At 74.4% G+C, this 20,111-nt stretch carries 17 protein-coding genes and 1 pseudogene; 9 read left to right on the top strand and 9 right to left on the bottom strand.

Annotation, left to right across the window (positions count from 1 at the left end; all coding sequences use genetic code 11):
* Positions 1 to 27: 27 nt before the first annotated feature.
* The 3 genes from IE316_RS29070 to IE316_RS29060 are packed head-to-tail and all read right to left on the bottom strand — an operon-like array spanning position 28 to position 1,455.
* Positions 28 to 567: a type 1 glutamine amidotransferase domain-containing protein gene (locus IE316_RS29070; RefSeq protein WP_190207507.1), complete on the bottom strand. Its 540-nt coding sequence runs from the start codon at positions 565 to 567 to the stop codon at positions 28 to 30.
* A 45-nt stretch (positions 568 to 612) separates the two neighbouring features.
* Positions 613 to 1,044 carry a CBS domain-containing protein gene (locus IE316_RS29065; RefSeq protein WP_190207506.1) on the bottom strand — a complete coding sequence of 144 codons (432 nt, stop codon included), beginning with the start codon at positions 1,042 to 1,044 and terminating at the stop codon, positions 613 to 615.
* 21 nt (positions 1,045 to 1,065) lie between these two features.
* Positions 1,066 to 1,455, bottom strand: a complete 390-nt coding sequence (locus tag IE316_RS29060) for a DUF2795 domain-containing protein (RefSeq protein ID WP_190207505.1) — start codon at positions 1,453 to 1,455, stop codon at positions 1,066 to 1,068.
* A gap of 150 nt (positions 1,456 to 1,605) precedes the next feature.
* Between IE316_RS29060 and IE316_RS29055 the strand changes: the two genes are divergently transcribed.
* From IE316_RS29055 to IE316_RS29040, 4 genes are all read left to right on the top strand, one after another.
* Positions 1,606 to 1,809 carry a hypothetical protein gene (locus IE316_RS29055; protein ID WP_190207504.1) on the top strand — a complete coding sequence of 68 codons (204 nt, stop codon included), beginning with the start codon at positions 1,606 to 1,608 and terminating at the stop codon, positions 1,807 to 1,809.
* 321 nt (positions 1,810 to 2,130) lie between these two features.
* Positions 2,131 to 3,057, top strand: a complete 927-nt coding sequence (locus IE316_RS29050; RefSeq protein WP_190207503.1) for a hypothetical protein — start codon at positions 2,131 to 2,133, stop codon at positions 3,055 to 3,057.
* A 136-nt stretch (positions 3,058 to 3,193) separates the two neighbouring features.
* Positions 3,194 to 4,438: an aminotransferase class I/II-fold pyridoxal phosphate-dependent enzyme gene (locus IE316_RS29045; RefSeq protein ID WP_190207502.1), complete on the top strand. Its 1,245-nt coding sequence runs from the start codon at positions 3,194 to 3,196 to the stop codon at positions 4,436 to 4,438.
* Complete coding sequence (locus IE316_RS29040) at positions 4,435 to 5,493, top strand: MBL fold metallo-hydrolase (RefSeq protein ID WP_190207501.1); 1,059 nt, start codon at positions 4,435 to 4,437, stop codon at positions 5,491 to 5,493. The genes IE316_RS29045 and IE316_RS29040 overlap by 4 nt, the downstream gene beginning before the upstream one ends.
* A 39-nt stretch (positions 5,494 to 5,532) precedes the next feature.
* On the opposite strand, the pseudogene IE316_RS29035 reads toward IE316_RS29040, so the two are convergent.
* Both IE316_RS29035 and IE316_RS29030 read right to left on the bottom strand, forming a co-directional pair.
* Positions 5,533 to 6,154 (bottom strand): annotated as a pseudogene (locus IE316_RS29035) (DedA family protein).
* Positions 6,151 to 6,924, bottom strand: a complete 774-nt coding sequence (locus tag IE316_RS29030) for an MBL fold metallo-hydrolase (RefSeq protein WP_190207500.1) — start codon at positions 6,922 to 6,924, stop codon at positions 6,151 to 6,153. Before IE316_RS29030 ends, IE316_RS29035 begins: the two are co-directional and overlap by 4 nt.
* Positions 6,925 to 7,006: 82 nt before the next feature.
* Here IE316_RS29030 and IE316_RS29025 point away from each other — a divergent pair, with 82 nt between their 5' ends.
* The 5 genes from IE316_RS29025 to dnaK all read left to right on the top strand — a co-directional run bounded on the left by IE316_RS29025 (position 7,007) and on the right by dnaK (position 13,582).
* Positions 7,007 to 7,408 (top strand): hypothetical protein, encoded by a 402-nt coding sequence (locus tag IE316_RS29025; protein WP_190207499.1) that lies wholly within the window; start codon positions 7,007 to 7,009, stop codon positions 7,406 to 7,408.
* Between the two features lie 101 nt (positions 7,409 to 7,509).
* Entirely contained in the window at positions 7,510 to 9,633 is a 2,124-nt protein-coding gene (locus IE316_RS29020) for a phage holin family protein (RefSeq protein ID WP_229910598.1), read from the top strand.
* An 84-nt stretch (positions 9,634 to 9,717) separates the two neighbouring features.
* On the top strand, positions 9,718 to 11,130 hold the full coding sequence (locus tag IE316_RS29015) for an amino acid permease (protein ID WP_190207498.1): 1,413 nt from the start codon (positions 9,718 to 9,720) through the stop codon (positions 11,128 to 11,130).
* 45 nt (positions 11,131 to 11,175) lie between these two features.
* On the top strand, positions 11,176 to 11,601 hold the full coding sequence (locus IE316_RS29010; RefSeq protein ID WP_190207497.1) for an OsmC family protein: 426 nt from the start codon (positions 11,176 to 11,178) through the stop codon (positions 11,599 to 11,601).
* 118 nt (positions 11,602 to 11,719) lie between these two features.
* Complete coding sequence (gene dnaK / locus IE316_RS29005) at positions 11,720 to 13,582, top strand: molecular chaperone DnaK (RefSeq protein WP_190207496.1); 1,863 nt, start codon at positions 11,720 to 11,722, stop codon at positions 13,580 to 13,582.
* A 9-nt stretch (positions 13,583 to 13,591) separates the two neighbouring features.
* Here the strand turns inward: dnaK and narI are convergent, their stop codons facing one another.
* The 4 genes from narI to IE316_RS28985 are packed head-to-tail and all read right to left on the bottom strand — an operon-like array spanning position 13,592 to position 20,071.
* The gene (narI, locus tag IE316_RS29000) at positions 13,592 to 14,314 is read right to left on the bottom strand and encodes a respiratory nitrate reductase subunit gamma (RefSeq protein WP_190207495.1); all 723 of its coding nucleotides are present in this window, start codon (positions 14,312 to 14,314) and stop codon (positions 13,592 to 13,594) included.
* Positions 14,311 to 14,805 (bottom strand): nitrate reductase molybdenum cofactor assembly chaperone, encoded by a 495-nt coding sequence (narJ, locus tag IE316_RS28995; protein ID WP_190207494.1) that lies wholly within the window; start codon positions 14,803 to 14,805, stop codon positions 14,311 to 14,313. Before narJ ends, narI begins: the two co-directional genes overlap by 4 nt.
* Positions 14,805 to 16,376 (bottom strand): nitrate reductase subunit beta, encoded by a 1,572-nt coding sequence (narH, locus tag IE316_RS28990; protein ID WP_190207493.1) that lies wholly within the window; start codon positions 16,374 to 16,376, stop codon positions 14,805 to 14,807. Before narH ends, narJ begins: the two co-directional genes overlap by 1 nt.
* Positions 16,376 to 20,071: a nitrate reductase subunit alpha gene (locus IE316_RS28985; protein ID WP_190207492.1), complete on the bottom strand. Its 3,696-nt coding sequence runs from the start codon at positions 20,069 to 20,071 to the stop codon at positions 16,376 to 16,378. Before IE316_RS28985 ends, narH begins: the two co-directional genes overlap by 1 nt.
* Positions 20,072 to 20,111 lie beyond the last annotated feature (40 nt).

Raw genomic sequence — 20,111 nt, 5'->3', positions numbered from 1 at the left:
GGCGCGGCCTTTCAGCCCGTCTTGCCTTCAGCCCGTCTTGGCGAACTCCGCGAGGTAGGTCTCGCAGAACGCCTTCAGGTCGTCCGGCTTGCGGCTGGTGATCAGCCGGTTGGGGCCGTGGTCGCAGACCTTGACCTGCTCGTCGACCCAGGTCGCGCCCGCGTTGCGCAGATCGGTCGCCAGGCTGGGCCAGGAGGTCAGCACCCGGCCGCGTACGACGTCGGCCTCGACCAGCGTCCAGGGGGCGTGGCAGATCGCGGCGACCGGGCGGCCCTGGGTGAAGAAGTCCTTGACGAACGCCACGGCCTTCTCGTCCGTGCGCAGGAAGTCGGGGTTGGCGACACCGCCCGGCAGCACCAGGCCGCCGAAGGAGTCGGCGGAGGTCTCGCCCACCACCTCGTCCACGGGGAACGTGTCCGCCTTGTCGAGGTGGTTGAACGCCTGGATCTCGCCCGACTGCGTCGACACCAGCACCGGCTCGTGACCGGCGTCCTTCGCCGCCTGCCACGGCTCGGTCAGCTCGACCTGCTCGACGCCCTCGGGCGCGGTCAGAAATGCGATACGCATGATCTCGTTGCTTCCTTTCTCGTCTCGCGTGCGTCCCGGTGGCCGTCACCCGGCGTCGCGGGTGTCCGGTTCGGCGCGGCTGATGTCGGCGAGCGCGGCGTCCGCCGCCGGCTGCGCGGCCAGGTCGCCGAGGCTGACCATGCCGACCGGCAGCCCGTTCTCCACGACCGGCAGCCGGCGTACCGCGTGCTCGCGCATCAGCGCCATCGCCTCCGTCACCGGGTCGTCGGGGCCGATCACCAGCGGGTCGGGGGTGCAGACCGACCGGACGCCCGCCGTCACGGGGTCCCGGCCCTCGGCGACGGCCCGCACGGTGATGTCCCGGTCGGTGAGCACCCCGACGACGCGCTGTCCGTCGGCCACCACGACATCGCCGATGTTCTGCCCGGCCATCAGCCGGGCCGCCTCCATCAGCGAGGCGTCCGGCCGGACGGCGACCACACCGGGGGTCATCACGTCCTTCACGCGGGTGGTCATCTCCGTCATCTCCGGGTGCCCCTAACTGCCCGGAGCGTCCGGGCCGGTGAGGGCCTCGGCCAGCTCCTGGACGGTGCCGTAGCGCGTCTCGTGGGGCAGCCCCTCGACCCGGTCGACCAGGGCGTCGGGCGCGTGGCCGCCGCGCAGCGCGCGGGCCACCTCGCGCGGCGTCGCGGGGAACGTGCCGCGCGTCAGGTTCCGGGCCAGCTCCAGCCGGAGCGTCTCCAGCGACGACGGTCCCCGGCCCGGCGTCACCGGGCCGTTCATGACCTCCGGGTCGTCCTCGGCGGTCGGCTCCGGGTCGTGCCACTCCTCGGTGCGCGTGGGGTGCCCGGACTTGAGCATCCCCTGCAGTTCGTGCTTCATCTCGTCGTCACGGTGGACGCTCAGCCGGTCGCTGCCTCGCTGCATGTCTCCCTCCACATCCTTCGGGGGTCCGCACCGCGTACCCGGCGAGCGCGGGGCGACACCGGAAACCGCGCGGGTTTGACCGGCCGGGAGCGGGAACACGGACGGAGGCCCCCCACGCCTCACCCTCTCCTCCGGAAGGACGGAAGGACCATGGCGGTGCTGCTCGCCCTGCTCATCCCGGTCCTCATGCTCGGCGTGGTGCTGGGCCTGGGCTGCTACGAGGATCTGCTGCTGCCGGGCGCGGACGCCGAACCGGCGCCCGACGCCCCCGCCCCGGCGCTCCCGGCCCCCGGGCCTGTCCCGGCTCCCGCGCCCGCGCCCGCCCCGGCGGGGACTCCCGCGGCTTCTGCCTGAGGTCCTGCCGCGGCACGGACGCCCGGCCCGGGGGCCCTTCCGCCGTCGCGAGGCCGCCAGGCTCTGGCCCGCTGTGACCTGGCAGCCCGGCCTGGCGCTCCGCCCCGGTCCGGCGGCCCGCCTCGGTCCGGCGGTGCGCCTCGGTCCGGCGGTGCGCCCCGGCCCGGCGGACCGGCCGAAACCCGGCGGGTCACCCGCGCGGGCGTGCCGGTCCCGCGAACGGCCCAGGGCGGCGCGCGGGACGGGAGCGGGCGGGCTGTGATGGCCGCAGGGGGCGCGAGTGCCGTGCCCCCCGAGCCGTCGCTCGAAGGAGCCCGTCCCATGCGCCGCACCGCCCGCGCCCTGTCCGTCGCCGTCCTGGCCGGCGCCGCCCTGACCACCGGTCCCGTGCCCGGCCACGCGGCACCGGCCGTCCGGTGGCAGGCGGCACCGGACGGGGGAGTGCGCGCGGCGGACCCCGCCGGGGACGCCGTGGGACCGGCCGAGGCGGAGGAACCGCTGGACGGGGAGGTCCCGGAGATCCCGGACGCGGACGAGCCCCTCGGCGAGGACCTCGCGGACACCGGGGAGCCGTTCGGCGCGGAGCCGCCCGGCCCGCCCGAGGACCCCGGTGAACCGGCCGGGGCGGACGCGGGCCGGCGCCCCGGTGGCCGGGAGCCCGCCGCCGAGGTCAGCCCCGGGACCGTCGAACCGGGCGCCACCGTCACCGTGTCCGTCTCCTGCCCCCGCGTCCACGGGCCCGCGCCGGCCGTGCTGGACGCCACCTCGCAGGCGTTCGACAAGGGCACGGTCACGCTCCGCAAGGTCCCCGGCGACGACGGCGGCAAGGGCGCCGGGCCCGCCTACCGGGGCACCGCCCGCGTCGCCCCCGCCGGGAACTTCGAGGGCGGCCCGGACTCCGCCGGCCCCGACACCGCCTGGACCGTCGACGGCACCTGCCCGGGGGCGCGCGGCACCGAGGGACCGCCGTGGAGCGCCACCTTCACCGTGCTCAAGCCGCGCGGGGGGCCCTGTCCCGAGCCCGTCCGGCCGGGCGGCCACTGCGGCACCACCAAGCCGCCCTGCCCCCGGACCGTGCGCCCCGGCGAGCCCTGCGACGCCCCGCCCCCGCACGGCGTCCACGCCGGCCAGGGCGGCGCCTTCACCGACTCCGTCCCCGCCCTGGTGGCCGGCGGCGTCCTCATCGCGGGCGCGCTCGCCGCCGCGGCCCACCGCCTGCGCTTCCGCGACCGCGGAACCGGCGCCTGACCACCGGTCCCCGTGATCCGCGCGCCCCGATCCCGGGGCCATGCTCCGGCCGCGAGCTGGGTACCCGGAGGACCGGCGGGCGGCGGGACGGACCCGGCGAGGCGCGGAGCACCGGGCGGACCGGGCGGAGGTACGGATGCGGCGCACGGTCACCGAAGGGCACGGCCCGGTCCGGTACGGGCCGCCGCTCCCCGACGACGGCCTGCCGCCGCCCCCCGAACTGACCGAGGTGCTCGCCCGCGCCGCCGGCCGCGCCGCCGCCGACCCGGTCGGCGGCGCCCCCGCCCTGCTGGACGCCGCCCGCGGCTACTGGGACCGCCGTGGCCTGCCCACCGGGCCCGGCCGGGTCGCCGCCGCCCCCGGCGCCCCGCCCCTGCTGCTGGCGCTGACCGCCGCGCTCGGCGGCGACGTCCTGGTGCCCCGGCCCTGCGCCGCCTGGTGGGCGCCGTACGCGCGGCTGCTCGGCCGGCCCGTCTTCCACGTCCCCACCCCCGCCGAGTCCGGCGGCGTCCCCGACCCGTACGCCCTGCTGGAGACCGTCCGCCGGGTCCGTGCCGAGGGCGGCGACCCCAGGCTGCTGGTGCTGTCCGTCGCCGACGACCCCACCGGCACCGTCGCCCCGCCCGAACTGCTGCACGAGACCGTCGAGGCCGCCGCCGGCGCGGGCCTGCACCTGGCCGCCGACGAGACCTGGCGCGACACCCTGCACGGTCCGCACGCCACGGTGCTGCTCAGCCCGGCCGAGATGCTGCCCGAGCGGGTCACCGTCGTCACCGACCTGGCCGGCGCGCTGCTCCCGCCGGGCTGGCCCGCCGCCGTCGCCCGCTTCCCCGCCGGGGCCGCCGGGGACGCCCTGCACGCGCGCGTGCTCGACGTGCTCACCGCGCTCGGAGCCCGGGTCACCGCCCCGGTCACCGCCGCCGCCGCGTACGCCCTCGCCGAACCCGCGCCGGTCACCGCCCACCGCGCCGCCGCCGTACGCCTGCACGCGCGCGTGGCCGCCGCCGCGCACGCCGTCGTCACCGGCGCGGGCGCGCTGTCCCGGCCGCCCCGGGCCGGCCGCCACCTGTACGCCGACCTGTCCCCGCTGCGCGAGGCGCTCGCCGCGTGGGGCGTCGGCGACGCGCAGGAACTGGAGGACTTCCTCACCGGCCGGCTCGGCGTTCCCGTCCCCGGCGGGCACCGCTTCGGCGACGACCTCGCGACCCCGCGCGTACGGCTGTCCACCGGGCCCCTGCTGGGCGCCTCGGAGGAGCGGCGCGCGGCCTGTCTCACCGCACCGGATCCACTGGAACTACCAGAACCGCAACGCGCGTTGAACGATCTGAAGACGGTCTTCGACGATCTTCGCGACGCCCAGCGATGGGAGCCTCACCGATGACGCAGCAGTCCGAGCCGACCACCACCCCGCCCGCCCGGGACACCGGCACCCCGGTGGACACGTCACCGCTGGCGCCCGCCCCGCCGCTCCCCGCGCCCCGCCCGCTGGCCCAGCGCCGGGTCTGGCCGCGGAGGTTCCACGACCGGCTGACCACCCCGCTGCCCGGTCTGCGGGCCACCGCCCGGTTCGCCCGCGAGGGCGCCGTCAGACCCGGCCCCGAGGGCCTCGCCGACATCCCCCGGCTGCCGTACGAGCCGGGCCCGCTGCCCCGCGTGGACGCCCGCACCGTCGCCGTCACCTGGGCGGGGCACGCCAGTTGGGTGGTCCGCGTCGGCGGGCTGACCGTCCTCACCGACCCGGTCTGGTCGCGGCGCATCCTGGGCACCCCGGCCCGGATCACGCCCGTCGGCGTCGCCTGGGAGGCGCTGCCGCCGGTCGACGCGGTCGTCATCAGCCACAACCACTACGACCACCTGGACGCCCCGACCCTGCGCCGACTGCCGCGCGACACCCCGGTGTTCGTCCCGGCCGGGCTCGGCCGCTGGTTCCGCCGCCGCAAGTTCACCCGCGTCACCGAGCTGGACTGGTGGGAGGCGGCCGAACTGCGCGGCGTCCGCTTCGACTTCGTACCGGCCCACCACTGGTCCAAGCGCACCCTCACCGACACCTGCCGCACCCTGTGGGGCGGCTGGGTCCTCACCGACCCCGACGGCCGGCGGGTGTACTTCGCCGGGGACACCGGCTACGGCCACTGGTTCGAGCGCATCGGCCGCCGCTACCCGGGCATCGACCTCGCGCTGCTGCCCATCGGCGCCTACGACCCCCGCTGGTGGCTGAGCGACGTGCACTGCGACCCGGAGGAGGCGGTCCAGGCCGCCCAGGACCTCGGTGCCCGCCGCATGGCCCCCATGCACTGGGCGACCTTCGTGCTCTCCGCCGAACCCGTCCTCGAACCCCTCACCCGGGTCCGGGCCGCCTGGGAGCGGGCGGGCCTGCCCCGCGAGGACCTGTGGGACCTCCCGGTGGGCGCCTCCCGCGTCCTCGACCGCCCGTAGCGGACCGGGGGAGCGCCCCCGCGCCGTCGCCGGGGAGGGTCACGCCTTCGCCGGGCGCCGCACCTTCTTCCACAGGCCCGGCGCCACGCTGACCACCACCGTCAGCACCACGGCCGCCGCGACGCCCTCCCACGGCTCCTTGAACAGGGAACCGCCGAGTATCCCGATGAGCTGGTAGGTGACCGCCCAGGCCAGGCAGGCGGGCAGATTGCCGCGCACGAAGCGCCGCAGCGGCCACTTCGCCATCAGACAGGCCAGCATCACCGGAATGCGGCCGGCCGGCACCAGCCGGGACAGCACCAGCACCGCCACCCCGTGCCCGGCGAGCTTCTCCTGCGCCTGCGCCAGACGGTCCTCCGGCGCCCGGGAGCGGATCGCCTCCAGCCAGCGCGAGCCGTTCTTCGACTTCATGCCGCGCCGCCCCAGCCAGTACAGCGCCAGGTCCCCGAGGAACGCCGCCAGCGAAAGCCGTCAGGAACACCATCCCCAGCGAGATCGCCGTCCGGTGGAACGCCACCACGGCCGCCGAACTCACCAGCGCCCCCGTCGGCACCACCGGCACCAGCGCCCCGATCAGCACCAGCAGGAACAGCGAGGGATAGCCGAGCGCCTGCTGCGTGGTCTCCGGCGGGACCACCGTGGCGGCACCGAGCCAGGTCACCGGGCGACCTCCAGCCGGGCGCTCTCCCCGTGCGCCAGCCGGTGCACCGCCACCCCCGGCGCGCGCAGCGCCGCCAGCCGCGCGAACTCCTCGCCCGGCGTGTGGAACTCGTGCGGACGCACCGCGTCCATCCCGATCGGCCAGTACGTGCCGTAGTGCACCGGCACCGCGCTGCGCGGCGCCAGTTGGGCCAGCGCCTCGGCGGCCCGCCCCGGGTCCAGGTGCCCCTCACCGAGGTACGGCCCCCAGCCGCCGACCGGCAGCAGCGCCACGTCGACCGGGCCGACCCGCTCGGCCATCCCGTCGAACAGGGCGGTGTCCCCGGCGAAGTACGTCCGGCCCTCGCCCTCGATCACGAAGCCGAGGGCGGGGGAGCGGTGCGGCCCCAGCGGCAGCCGCCGCCCGTCGTGCCGGGCCGGCACCACCCGTATCCGCAGCTCCCCGGCGGTCGTCTCGTCGCCCGGCCGCACCTCGGTCACCGCCAGGTGGGACAACCGGCGCAGCCCCGGCACGGTGCGGGGCGCACCCCGGGGCACGAGCAGGCGCGTGCCCGGCGCGAGCCGCGCGAGCGACGGCACATGCAGATGGTCGGCGTGCAGATGGGAGACCAGCGCTATGTCGGCACGCCAGGCGCTCGGCGGTGGAAGTGCGCCCCTCCTGCGGCGCAGATGCGCCAGACGCCGGGCGAACAGGGGATCGGTGAGCACCCGCGTGCCCGAGTCCTCGACCGTGCAGGTGGCATGACCCCACCAGGTGACCTCCACCGGCACCTCTTTGCCTCCTTCGCGCGACTCCCCGCAGCCTACGTCCAGGAGTAGGGTCTGCGGCGAAACCGGAGGTGAGGGGGGCCGCATGGGACCGGTGAGGGTCACGGCGATCGCGAGTCTGACGCCGCTGGAGGAGCTGGACGCCGACCCCTTCCTGGTGGACTCCCGCAGCCAGCACGCCATGTGCGCCCGCTGGGCCGCCGAGCACGGCTATGTCGTCACCCGGGAACTGCTGGTCAGCGGATTGCGCCCGGACCACGACGCCCTGTGGGACGGGGTCCGCCCGGGACGCGACCTGTTCGTCGCGCCCAGCTTCCGGGTGCTGGCGAGCGCGCTGGCCTCCGTGGACGACTTCACCGCCGAGTGCGCCCGGCGCGGGGTCCGGGTGGAGACCGCCGGCCACGCGGAGCCCCGCTACGACGCCCGGATGAAGGCGTGCGTGCACCGCCGCCTGTCCATGCCGACGGCCGGCTACGACGGCCGCTGACCGCCGCCTCCCAGGGGGGACGAACAGCAGGTCCCGGGCGGTGTGGCAGGGTGGTGGGGGCCCGCGCCGAGGGCGGGCCCGGGACGTGAGGTGGGCGGAGCGTGGGTGGAGGGCGGTGGCGGCGGGTCGCCCGCCAGATCGGCCGGAGCGTCGCGGTGTGGGCGGTCTCGACGGTCACCATGCTGGTGCTCGCCGGCCTGCTGCCGGACTTCCAGCTCCAGTCCCCCGACGGCGACAGCGCCACCCGGATCGCGGTCACCGCCGCGTTCGGCGCCGGTGCCTTCGGGCTGCTGTCGGCGCTGGTGTGGCCGCTGCTGGTCCGGCTGCTGCTGCTGGTGCCGGCCCTGGTCCTGGGGCTGCTGGTGTTCTTCCTCAACGGCGCGCTGCTGCTGGTCGCGCTCCGCGTCAACCCCTCCGCGCACGGCGCCGTCGCCCCCGAGACCGCGGTCGTGGTCGCCGCCGTGATGTCCGCCGTCGCCTCCGCCACCGGCGGTGCCCTCGCCGTCCGCGACGACGACGCCTACCGGCGGCGGCTCTCCCGGCTGGCCCACCGCCGCCGCGGGGCCGGACCGCCCTGCCCGTCCGGTCCCGGCACCGTCTTCGTCCAGTTGGACGGCGTCGGCCACGACGTGCTGCGGGCCGCCGCGGCCAAGGGCCTGATGCCCACCGTCGCCCGCTGGACCGGGGCCGACCGGGAGCCCGCCACCCACCGCCTCACCCCCTGGCGCACCGACTGGTCCAGCCAGACCGGCGCCAGCCAGCTCGGCATCCTGCACGGCAGCACCTTCGACGTCCCGGCGTTCCGCTGGTACGAGAAGGACAGCCGCGAGGTGATGGTCTGCAACCGCCCCTCCAGCGCCGCCGAGCTCCAGCGCCGCGCCGTGGAGCGCACCGGCGACGGCGGGCTGCTCACCTTCGACGGCGCCAGCCGCGGCAACCTCTTCAGCGGCGGCGCCGACGAACAGGCCCTGGTGCTCTCCATCGCCGTGCGCCGCCGCAGCCGCGAGACCCGGTCCCGCGCCGGGTACTTCGCCTACTTCAGCGACCCGGCCAACGCGGTGCGCACCGCCCTGTCCTTCGTCGCCGAGGTCGGCCGCGAGATCGGCCAGTCCACCCGGGCCCGCTTCCGCAAGATCCGCCCCCGGGTCTCGCGCGGCGGCCTCTACCCGTTCGTCCGCGCCTTCGCCACCGTCGTCGAGCGGGACGTGGTGGTCGCCGCCGTGATGGGCGACATGCTGGCCGGCCGCACCGCCGTCTACGCCGACCTGGTCGCCTACGACGAGGTGGCGCACCACTCCGGGCCGCACAGCCGGGACGCCGAGCAGGTCCTGCGGCGCCTGGACCGGTCGCTGGCGCTGATCGAGCAGGCCGCCGAGCACGCCCCGCGCCCGTACCGGATCGTGGTCCTGTCCGACCACGGCCAGAGCCCCGGCGAGACCTTCCAGGCCCGCTACGGACTGACCCTGGCCGATCTGGTCCGGGCGGGCTGCGGGCTGCCCGTGCCGCGCCGGGCGCGCCGCACCCGCAGCGGCGCCGAGGCCCGCAACACCGTCCGCGCGGCGATGGGCCGGCCCGTGGAGGAGGGCGCCGGGCAGCACCGCCCCGCGACCCGCGGCGCCGAACCCCTGGTGCTCGCCTCCGGCAACCTCGGCCTGGTCTCCTTCCCGGACGTCCCGCACCGGATGAGCCGGGAGGAGATCGACGCCCGCCACCCCGCGCTGCTCACCACCCTCGCCAACCACCCCGGCATCGGCTTCCTGCTGGTGCGCAGCGAGGAGCACGGCGGCCTGGTGCTGGGCGCGCGCGGCGCGGAGATACCCCTGGACCGGCTGGACGAGGACCCCGGCCCGCTGGCCCCGTACGGACCCGGCGCCGCCGACGCGGTGCGCCGCACCCACTCCTTCCCGCACACCGCCGACATCATGGTCAACTCCTTCCACGACCCGGCCGACGGCGAGGTCCTCGCCTTCGAGGAGCAGATCGGCTCGCACGGCGGGCTCGGCGGCGCCCAGTCCCAGGCGTTCCTGCTCTCACCGGCGGAGCTCTCCCCGCCGGTGTCCGGCGGGACGGAACTGGTCGGCGCCGAGCAGGTCCACCAGGTGCTGCGGCGCTGGCTGCGGGAGTCCGACGGCCCCCAGGTGCCGCTGGACGATCCGCGGTCCACGACCGCCGGGGACGCACCTTTTGCGGTGCCGGACGGGGTCGCACAGGACAAAAGCGCCTGATTTGGCGGCATGTACGGGCATGTCCGACCATGGTCGGCGGCCCGGCGATCCCGGGCAGCAGTTCGAAGAGAGGCGCACCACCCCATGCACGTCCCCGGGACCGTCCCCCCACCGGCTCCGGCCCCCGCCGGCGACCCCGGCCGGCACTCCCGCCGGTTCGGGCTGCCCGTCGCCACCGCCCTGGTCATGGGCAACATCATCGGCGGCGGCATCTTCCTGCTCCCGGCCTCCGTCGCCCCGTTCGGCACCGTCAGCCTGCTCGCCTTCGGCGTGCTCACCGTCGGCGCGATCGCGCTCGCCCTGGTCTTCGGCCGGCTCGCCGCCCGCGACCCGCGCACCGGAGGCCCCTACGTCTACGCCCGCGAGGCGTTCGGCGACTTCGCCGGGTTCCTCGCCGCCTGGGCGTACTGGATCACCACCTGGGTCTCCAACGCGGCCCTCGCCGTCGCCGCCGTCGGCTACCTCGACGTCCTGATCCCGGTGAACGACCACCGCTGGACCGCCTGCCTGGCCGCGCTCGTCCTGCAGTGGCTGCCCGCGCTGTCCAACTTCGCCGGCACCCGGTACGTGGGCGCCGTGCAGGTGGTCTCCACCGTGCTGAAGTTCGCCCCGCTGCTGCTGGTCGCCGTCGGCGGCCTGTTCTTCTTCGACGCCGGCAACCTCGGCCCGTTCAACGCCTCCGGCGGCGGCGCGATCGGCGCGGTCTCGGCCTCCGCCGCGATCCTGCTCTTCTCCTACCTCGGCGTGGAGTCCGCCGCCGTCAGCGCCGGCGAGGTCAAGGACCCCCGGCGCACCGTCGGCCGCGCCACCGTGATCGGCACCGCGGGCGCCGCCCTGGTCTATCTGCTGGGCACCCTGTCCGTCTTCGGCACCGTCGCCCACGACCGGCTCGTGCACTCCTCCGCCCCGTTCTCGGACGCCGTGAACGCCATGTTCGGCGGCTCCTGGGGCGGCTGGGCGGTGGCGCTGGCCGCGCTGGTGTCGATGACCGGCTGCCTCAACGGCTGGACGCTGCTGAGCGCCCAGACCCCCTACGCCGCCGCCCGCGACGGGCTGTTCCCGGCCGCGTTCGCCCGCAAGCGGCGCGGGGTGCCCACGGTCGGCGTCGGCGTCACCGTGGTGCTGGCCTCGCTGCTCACCGTCTACAACTACACGTCCGGTTCGGCGAAGGTCTTCGAGATCCTGGTGCTGGTCACCACGTTCACCGCGACCGTGCCCTATCTGCTGGCCACCGCCGCCCAGTTGTTCCACCTGCTCTCCGGCCGCGCCGAACGGGTCGACCGGGCACGGCTGGTGCGGGACGCGGTGGTCGCGTCGGTGGCGGCGGCCTTCTCGCTGTGGCTGGTCGCCGGGGCCGGTTACGCGGCCGTCTACCAGGGCGTGCTCTTCCTCTTCGCGGGCGTGCTGGTGTACGCGGTGATGGCGGGCCGCCGCGGCCACCGCGCACGTTCAGCCACCGGTGCACCCCCGTTCCCCGTGGACCGGGCCGGAGTGTGATCGGATAGGAACCCGAGGAATCCGCAACTGCGAAAGGAATCCGCCGTGGCAACCACGCGCTCCGCACACACCGTCTGGGAAGGCAACCTGCTCCAGGGCAACGGTGTCGTCACCTTCGACTCGTCCGGCATCGGCGAGCAGCAGGTGTCGTGGCCGTCGCGCGCCGAGCAGGCGAACGGCAGGACCAGCCCGGAGGAGCTGATCGCCGCCGCCCACTCGAGCTGCTTCTCCATGGCGCTGTCGCACGGCCTGGCCAACGCGGGCACCCCGCCCACCAAGCTGGTCACCTCGGCCGACGTCACCTTCCAGCCGGGTGAGGGCATCACCGGCATCCACCTCACCGTGGAGGGCACCGTCGACGGCCTCGACGAGGACGCCTTCGTCGCCGCCGCCGAGGACGCCAAGAAGAACTGCCCGGTGAGCCAGGCCCTGGCCGGCACCACCATCACGCTCTCGGCCAAGCTCGCCTGATCCCCGGCCCGTCCCCTTCCGCCGGCGCCCGCCCGGACGCCCCCTTGACAAGAGCACACTCAAGTTTTGTGCTGGAGTCCACAGGTACCCGTAAGTGCCCTGGCGGAAGGGGACAGCGATGGGACGTGCGGTCGGGATCGACTTAGGGACGACGAACTCGGTGGTGGCCGTCCTGGAGGGCGGCGAGCCCACCGTCGTCGCCAACGCGGAGGGGGCCCGCACCACCCCCTCGGTGGTGGCCTTCGCCAAGAACGGCGAGGTGCTCGTCGGCGAGGTCGCCAAGCGGCAGGCGGTCACCAACGTGGAGCGCACCGCCCGCTCCGTGAAACGGCACATGGGCGACGCCGGGTGGCGCTTCCCCGAGCAGGGCGGCATCGACGGCACCCGCTACCGCGCGCAGGAACTGTCCGCGCGGGTGCTGCAGAAGCTCAAGCGGGACGCCGAGGCGTACCTCGGCGAGGACGTCACCGACGCGGTGATCACCGTCCCGGCCTACTTCGACGACACCCAGCGCCAGGCCACCAAGGAGGCCGGGGAGATCGCCGGCCTGAAGGTGCTGCGGATCATCAACGAGCCGACGGCGGCGGCGCTGGCGTACGGCCTGGACCGGGAGAACGACCAGACGGTCCTCGTCTTCGACCTGGGCGGCGGCACCTTCGACGTGTCGCTGCTGGAGATGGGCGACGGCGTCATCGAGGTCAAGGCCACCAACGGCGACACCCTGCTCGGCGGCGACGACTGGGACCAGCGCATCGTCGACCACCTGGTGAAGCGGTTCAAGGGCCAGTACGGCGTCGACCTGGCCCGCGACAAGATGGCGCTGCAACGGCTGCGCGAGGGCGCCGAGAAGGCCAAGATCGAGCTGTCCTCGTCCACCGAGACCACGGTCAACCTGCCCTACATCACCGCCTCCGCCGAGGGCCCGCTGCACCTGGACGAGAAGCTGACCCGGGCCCAGTTCCAGGAGCTGACCGCGGACCTGCTCGACCGCTGCCGGACCCCGTTCCACCAGGCGGTCAAGGACGCGGGCGTGAAGCTCTCCGCGATCGACCACGTCATCCTGGTCGGCGGCTCCACCCGGATGCCCGCCGTCACCGACCTGGTGCGCGACCTCACCGGCAAGGACCCGCACAAGGGCGTCAACCCCGACGAGGTGGTGGCGGTCGGCGCGGCCCTCCAGGCGGGCGTGCTGCGCGGTGACGTCAAGGACGTGCTGCTGCTCGACGTGACCCCGCTCTCCCTCGGCATCGAGACCAAGGGCGGCATCATGACCAAGCTGATCGAGCGCAACACCACGATCCCGACCCGGCGTTCGGAGATCTTCACCACCGCCACCGACAACCAGCCCTCGGTCGGCATCCAGGTCTACCAGGGCGAACGCGAGATCGCCGCGTACAACAAGAAGCTCGGCGTCTTCGACCTCACCGGGCTGCCGCCCGCCCCGCGCGGGGTGCCGCAGATCGAGGTGGCCTTCGACATCGACGCCAACGGCATCATGCACGTCTCCGCCAAGGACCTCGCCACCGGCCGCGAGCAGAAGATGACCGTCACCGGCGGCTCGGCGCTGCCCAAGGAGGACATCGACCGCATGATGCGGGAGGCCGAGCAGTACGCCGAGGAGGACCGGGCGCGCCGGGAGGCCGCCGAGACCCGCAACCAGGCCGAGCAGCTCGTCTACCAGACGGAGAAGTTCGTCCGGGAGAACGCCGGCAAGGTGCCCGCCGAGACCCGCGCCGAGGTCGACGCGGCCGTCACCGAGCTGAAGGGACTGCTGGAACGGCAGGCCGGCACCGCCGAACTCCGCGGCGGCGTCGAGAAGCTCGCCACGGTCAGCCAGCGCATGGGCCAGGCCCTGTACGCCCAGGCCGAGCAGCCGCCGACCGGGGGCACCCCGCCGCGGGACGCCCAGGACGACGACGCCGTGGTGGACGCCGAGATCGTCGACGACGACAAGGACACCGGCAGGGACGACAGGCCCTAGGCCCCCGGTTCACAGCCCCGCCCGCTCCCAGCCCCGCCGGTCCGGGCCCGGTCCCAGGTGCCGGGGGTCGCGCGAGCGGTAGACGACGTACGGCCGGACCAGGTACTGCACCGGCGCGCTGAACATGTGCACCAGCCGGGTGTAGGGCACCAGCGCGATCAGCACCATGCCGGCGACCGCGTGCACCTGGTACAGCACCGGCACGCCGGTCATCAGGGCCGGGTCCGGGCCGAGCCGGAACAGGCTCCGCGACCAGGGCGCGATGGTGGTCCGGTAGTCGTAGCCGGTGCCGGAGGAGTGGGCGAGCTTGGCGGCCATGCCGAGGACGATCGCGGCCAGCAGGAAGACGTACATGACCTTGTCGTTGGCGGTCGTCGCCTTGAACACGGGCGCGTTGGTGCGGCGCCGGTAGACCAGGGCGGCGATCCCGGCCACCGTCAGCACCCCGGCCGCCGTGCCGCCGATCAGCGAGAACAGGTGGTAGGCCCGTTCGCTCACGCCCAGCGCGGAGGTCCACGACTCCGGGACGAACAGGCCGATCAGATGGCCGGCGAGGACGAACAGGATGCCGTAGTGGAACACCGGCGAGGCGATGTTCAGCAGCCTCGACTCGTACACCTGGGAGGAGCGGGTGGTCCAGCCGAACCGGTCGTAGCGGTGCCGCCAGACCAGGCCCGCGACCAGCGACAGGAACGCGAGGTAGGGCAGGACGCCCCAGAGCAGCACGGTCATCGGCGGGCTCCGGCGGTCGCGGGCGGCAGGGTGGCGCACACCGCGTCCAGCACGCACGCGTAGGGCGTGCCGTAGGCGGTGAGCCGGGAGCGGAGCTGCTCCAGGGCGTCGCGGTACTCCACCAGCAGGCCCCTCTCCCCGGAGCGGGAGGTGAACTCCAGCACGGCCGGCAGGAAGTCGGGCAGTTCCTCGCCGGTGCACTCCAGGCCGTGCGCGCGGTACAGCTCCTTGAAGCGGACCAGGGACATGCCGCGCCGCCGGGTGTCGCCGTCGCTCCACCAGCTCAGGTACAGACTGTGCCGGTTCTTGAAGTCGAAGACCTCCACGTAGTGCGCCTGGAGGTCGCCGGGCGGGGTGCGGGCCGCGTGGTCGGTGAACTCCCGCAGCGGCGGCGCCGCCTCGCGCAGCAGCGGCAGCCGCGCCCGGAAGCCGTCGTCCGGGTAGGTCAGACAGAGCGCCGCCGCCTGGTACAGCACCTCGAAGCCGGGCATCAGACCTCCTCCTCGTCGTCGGCGGTCTGCCGCCGGCGCAACCGGTGGAAGTTCTCCACCGGCACCAGCGGCAGCCGCCTGCGTCCCGAGTCCTGTCCGAACGGTCCGTCGCCGTCCACCGCGCAGGTGTCCGGCAGCGCGGACGCCTCCAGCTCGTGCGCGTCCCCGACGGCGGCCGTCGGGATGACGTACCGCTCCTCGTACTTGGCGAGAGCCAGCAGCCGGTACATGTCCTCGATCGCCTCCGGTGCCATGCCGACGGCGGCCGGGACGCCCGGGTCGGGCGTCTCGCCGAGGGTGAGGGCCCGCATATGGGCGCGCATCGCGGCGAGCCTCTCCAGCGAGGCCCGCACCGGCCCGGTGTCACCGGCCGCGAACAGCTCCGCCAGGTACTCCAGCGGGATCCGCAGGGTGTCGATGGCGCCGAACAGGTTGCCCGCGTCCTCCCCGTCGTGCCCGGTCTCCGTCAGCGCGTCCACCACCGGCGACAGCGGCGGGATGTACCAGACCATCGGCAGGGTCCGGTACTCCGGGTGCAGCGGCAGCGCCACCCGGTAGGTGCTGACCAGCGCGTGCACCGGTGAGCGCCGCGCCGCCTCCAGCCAGTCGTACGGGATGCCCGCCGCCTCGGCGGCCCGCCGCACCGCGGGGTCGGCCGGGTCGAGGAACACGCCCAACTGCGCCTCGTACAGGTCCTTCTCGTCCGGGGTGGCGGCGGCGGCCGCCACCTTGTCGGCGTCGTAGAGCAGCACGCCCAGGTAGCGCAGCCGGCCCACGCAGGTCTCCGAGCAGACGGTGGGCTGCCCGGCCTCGATCCGCGGGTAGCAGAAGGTGCACTTCTCGGCCTTGCCGGTGCGGTGGTTGAAGTACACCTTCTTGTACGGGCAGCCGGTCACGCACATCCGCCAGCCCCGGCAGCGGTCCTGGTCGACCAGGACGATGCCGTCCTCCGACCGCTTGTACATGGCCCCGGACGGGCAGGAGGCCACGCACGAGGGGTTGAGGCAGTGCTCGCAGATGCGCGGCAGGTAGAACATGAAGCTCTCCTCGAAGGCGAACCGCACCTTGTCGGAGACCTGCCGGCGGGTGCGTTCCACCATGGGGTCGAGGCCGCCGTGGGCGGGGGCGCCGCCGAGGTTGTCGTCCCAGTTCGACGACCAAGCGATCTTCATCGGCTTGCCGTCGAGCTGGGAGACGGGCCGGGCCACCGGGTAGTCGCCGCCGAGCGGGGCGTCGGTCAGGTTCTTGTAGTCGTACGTCCAGGGCTCGTAGTAGTCCTTGATCTCCGGGAGCCTGGGGTTGGAGAAGATTCCGGCGAGCTTCTTCAACCGGCCGCCCGCCTTGAGCTTCAGCGCGCCGCGCCGGTTCAGCTCCCAGCCGCCGCGCCAGGTGTCCTGGTCCTCGTAGCGGCGGGGGTAGCCCTGGCCGGGGCGGGTCTCGACGTTGTTGAACCAGACGTACTCCATGCCCCGGCGGTTGGTCCACGCCTGTTTGCAGGTGACCGAGCAGGTGTGGCAGCCGATGCACTTGTCGAGGTTCATGACCATCGCTACCTGGGCCATCGGGCGCATCAGTACGTCACCTCCTGGCTCCGGCGGCGGATCACCGTGACCTCGTCGCGCTGGTTTCCGGTCGGGCCCAGGTAGTTGAACGCCCAGGACAACTGGGCGTACCCGCCGATCAGATGGGTGGGTTTGAGCAGCAGCCGGGTCAGGGAGTTGTGGGTGCCGCCGCGCATGCCGGTGGTCTCCGACAGGGGCACGTTGACGGTGCGTTCCTGGGCGTGGTGCATGTAGACGGTGCCGGGCGGCATCCGGTGCGAGACGATCGCGCGGGCCACCACGACCCCGTTGCGGTTGACCGCCTCGATCCAGTCGTCGTCGGCCACCCCGATGGCGTCGGCGTCCTGCGGGGACATCCAGACGGACTGGCCGCCCCGGGAGAGGGACAGCATGAACAGGTTGTCCTGGTACTCGGAGTGGATCGACCACTTGTTGTGCGGGGTGAGGTAGCGGACCGTGACCTCGCGGGTGCCGTCGGGGCCGAGCCGGGGTTCGCCGAACAGGCGGTTCATGTCCAGCGGCGGCCGGTAGACGGGGAGTGCCTCGCCCAGTTCGTGCATCCAGTCGTGGTCGACGAAGAAGTGCTGCCGGCCGGTGAGGGTGTGCCAGGGCTTGAGGTGCTCGGTGTTCAGGGTGAACGGCGCGTAGCGGCGCCCGCCGGACTCGCTGCCCGACCACTCCGGTGAGGTGATCACCGGCACCGGGGCCGCCTGGGTGTCCGCGTAGGAGATCCGCCTGCCCTCGTGCTCGGCGGCCAGGTGGGCCATCGGCTGCCCGGTCCTCTCCTCCAGGGCGCGGAAGCCCTGCACGGCGAGGCGGCCGTTGGTGGTGCCGGACAGCGCCAGGACGGTGTTCGCCGCCTTCACCGCCGTGTCCAGCGCGGGGCGCCCGGCGGCGGGCCCGCCGCGTACCGTGCCGTTCGTCCGCTGCAGCAGCTCCACCTCCTCGTCCGGGCGCAGGGCGACCCCCTTGGCGGGCAGGCCCTTGGCCTCCACCAGAGGACCCAGCGCGGCGAACTTCGCGCCGATCGCCGTGTAGTCGCGTTCCACCACGGTCAGCGCGGGCATGGTCCGCCCCGGCTCCGGCGCGCACTCGCCGCGCCGCCAGTCCCGCACCACCCCGCCCGGCTGGGCGGTCTCGGCGGGGGTGTCGTGCTGGAGCGGGGTGGCGACCAGGTCCTTGCGGACGCCGAGGTGGGTGACGGCGAGTACGCTGAGCTTGTCGGCGAGCGCCCGGAAGGTGTCGAAGTCGGTGCGGGCCTGCCAGGGCGGGTCCACGGCCGGGGAGAAGGCGTGCACGAAGGGGTGCATGTCGGTGCTGGACAGGTCGTGCTTCTCGTACCAGGTCGCGGCGGGCAGCACCACGTCGGACAGCAGGGTGGAGGAGGTGTGCCGGAAGTCCAGCGACAGCAGCAGGTCGACCTTGCCCTCGGGCGCCTCCTCCCGCCAGACCACATCGCGGGGCCGCTCCCCGGGCGCCGCCTCCTCGGCCCGCAGCGAGGAGTGGGTGCCCAGCAGGTGCTTGGTGAAGTACTCGGCGCCCTTGGCCGAGGAGCCCAGCAGATTGGACCGCCACAGCGTGACGATCCGCGGCCAGTTCTCCGGCGCGTCGGGGTCCTCGCAGGCGAACCGCAGCGTGCCCGCGCGCAGTTCGGCCACCGCCCTGGCCACCGGGTCGCCGAACACCTCGCCCAGCTCCAGGGGGTTGCGGTCGAAGGTCGGGTACGACGGCATCCAGCCCGCCCGCGCCGACAGGGCGAGGCAGTCGGCGGCGGTCATCCCCGCCAGGGCGCCCCCGGCCAGCGGCGAGGCGAGGACGTCGGCGCCGAACCGGTCGTAGCGCCACTGGTCGGTGTGGAGGAACCAGTACCCGGTGCCGATCATCTGCCGGGGCGGACGGGACCAGTCCAGGGCGCCGGCCAGGGTGGCCCAGCCGGTCAGCGGGCGGCACTTCTCCTGGCCGACGTAGTGCGCCCAGCCGCCGCCGTTGCGGCCCTGGCAGCCGGTGAGCTGGAGCAGGGCGAGGAAGGTCCGGTAGATCGTCTCGGAGTGGAACCAGTGGTTGGTGCCGGCGCCCATCAGGATCATGCAGCGGCCCCGGGACCGCTCGGCGGTGCGCGCGAACTCCCGGGCGATCCGCGCGCAGGCCGCCGCCGGGACCGAGGTGTGGGTCTGCTGCCAGGCTGGGGTGCCGGGCGCGGCGGCGTCCTCGTAGGAGGCCGGCCAGTCGCCCGGCAGCGCGGGCCGGCCGACGCCGTACTGGGCCAGCAGCAGGTCGAACACCGTCGTCACCAGGGGACCGTCCGGCCCGCCCAGCCGGGTCGCGGGCACCCCGCGGCGCAGCACGTCCCCGCGGCCCTGCCCGTGCGGGCCGCCGTCGGTGTCGAACCGGGGCAGCAGCACCTCCACGCCGGTCGCGGCCCCATCGCCGTGCAGGCTGAGCCGGGGGCGCACCTCCCCGAGGTCGAGGTTCCAGCGGCCCCGGTCCGCCTCGGTCCAGCGGAAGCCCAGCGAGCCGTTGGGCACGACCGCCCGGCCCGTCGCCTCGTCCAGCACCACCGTCTTCCACAGCGCGTCCTCGCCGCCCTGCCCGAGGTCGGCGGCGCGCAGGAACTTCCCGGGCACGTACGCCCCGTCCCGCTCGGTGAGCGTCACCAGGAACGGCAGGTCGGTGAAGCGCCGTACGTAGTCGGTGAAGAAGGGCGTCTCCCGGTCGACGAAGAACTCCTTCAGCACCACGTGCCCCATGGCCAGCGCCAGCGCCCCGTCGGTGCCCGGGTGCGGATGCAGCCACTCGTCGGCGAACTTGGCGTTGTCGGCGTAGTCGGGCGCCACCACCACGACCTTCTGCCCCCGGTAGCGGGCCTCCGCCATCCAGTGCGCGTCCGGCGTCCGGGTCACCGGCAGGTTCGTCCCCCACATGATCAGGTACTGGGCGTCCCACCAGTCGCCCGACTCCGGTACGTCCGTCTGGTCGCCGAACACCTGCGGCGAGGCCACCGGCAGATCGGCGTACCAGTCGTAGAACGACAGCATCGGGGCGCCGATCAGGGAGTGGAAGCGGGCGCCCGCCGCGTGCGACACCATCGACATCGCCGGGATCGGCGAGAACCCGGCGATCCGGTCCGGGCCGTGGGTGCGCAGGGTGTGCACATGGGCGGCGGCGATCAGCTCCACCATCTCGTCCCAGTCCGCCCGGACCAGCCCGCCCTTGCCCCGCGCCCGCTGGTAGCGCCGCCGCCGCTCCGGGTCGCCCTGCACGTCCGCCCAGGCCAGCACCGGGTCCCCGAGCCGGGCCTTCGCCTCCCGGTACATCTCCAGCAGCACCCCGCGCACATACGGGTGACGCACCCGGGTCGGGGAGTACGTGTACCAGGAGAACGCGGCCCCGCGCGGGCAGCCCCGCGGCTCGTACTCGGGACGGTCCGGGCCGGTCGACGGGTAGTCCGTCGCCTGCGCCTCCCAGGTGATGATCCCGTCCTTGACGAACACCTGCCAGCGGCACGAGCCGGTGCAGTTCACCCCGTGCGTGGAGGTGACCACCTTGTCGTGGCTCCACCGCTCCCGGTAGAAGGCGTCCGACTCCCGCCCGCCGACCAGACCGATGCTGTGCAGGTCGGGCGAGGCCGTGCCCGGCCGCAGGAAGCGGCCCGCGCGCAGCAGCGCGGCGCCCGGCTCGGCGGGCGGTGTCCGTGTGTCCGTCACATGCGCTCCCTTGCTGGCCCCGGCTCCTCGAACCTAGGGG

The sequence above is a fragment of the Streptomyces fumanus genome (assembly GCF_014655295.1).
Classification (GTDB): domain Bacteria; phylum Actinomycetota; class Actinomycetes; order Streptomycetales; family Streptomycetaceae; genus Streptomyces; species Streptomyces fumanus.
Note: the sequence above shows the minus strand (reverse complement) of the source record. Positions and strands in the feature narration are given on the sequence as shown.

Bases quoted from the DNA above. Each gene is read 5' to 3' on its own strand.
- IE316_RS29070 (WP_190207507.1), bottom strand. From the start codon at position 567: ATGCGTATCGCATTTCTGACCGCGCCCGAGGGCGTCGAGCAGGTCGAG.
- IE316_RS29065 (WP_190207506.1), bottom strand. From the start codon at position 1,044: ATGACCACCCGCGTGAAGGACGTGATGACCCCCGGTGTGGTCGCCGTC.
- IE316_RS29060 (WP_190207505.1), bottom strand. From the start codon at position 1,455: ATGCAGCGAGGCAGCGACCGGCTGAGCGTCCACCGTGACGACGAGATG.
- IE316_RS29055 (WP_190207504.1), top strand. From the start codon at position 1,606: ATGGCGGTGCTGCTCGCCCTGCTCATCCCGGTCCTCATGCTCGGCGTG.
- IE316_RS29050 (WP_190207503.1), top strand. From the start codon at position 2,131: ATGCGCCGCACCGCCCGCGCCCTGTCCGTCGCCGTCCTGGCCGGCGCC.
- IE316_RS29045 (WP_190207502.1), top strand. From the start codon at position 3,194: ATGCGGCGCACGGTCACCGAAGGGCACGGCCCGGTCCGGTACGGGCCG.
- IE316_RS29040 (WP_190207501.1), top strand. From the start codon at position 4,435: ATGACGCAGCAGTCCGAGCCGACCACCACCCCGCCCGCCCGGGACACC.
- IE316_RS29025 (WP_190207499.1), top strand. From the start codon at position 7,007: ATGGGACCGGTGAGGGTCACGGCGATCGCGAGTCTGACGCCGCTGGAG.
- IE316_RS29015 (WP_190207498.1), top strand. From the start codon at position 9,718: ATGCACGTCCCCGGGACCGTCCCCCCACCGGCTCCGGCCCCCGCCGGC.
- dnaK (WP_190207496.1), top strand. From the start codon at position 11,720: ATGGGACGTGCGGTCGGGATCGACTTAGGGACGACGAACTCGGTGGTG.
- narI (WP_190207495.1), bottom strand. From the start codon at position 14,314: ATGACCGTGCTGCTCTGGGGCGTCCTGCCCTACCTCGCGTTCCTGTCG.
- narJ (WP_190207494.1), bottom strand. From the start codon at position 14,805: ATGCCCGGCTTCGAGGTGCTGTACCAGGCGGCGGCGCTCTGTCTGACC.
- narH (WP_190207493.1), bottom strand. From the start codon at position 16,376: ATGCGCCCGATGGCCCAGGTAGCGATGGTCATGAACCTCGACAAGTGC.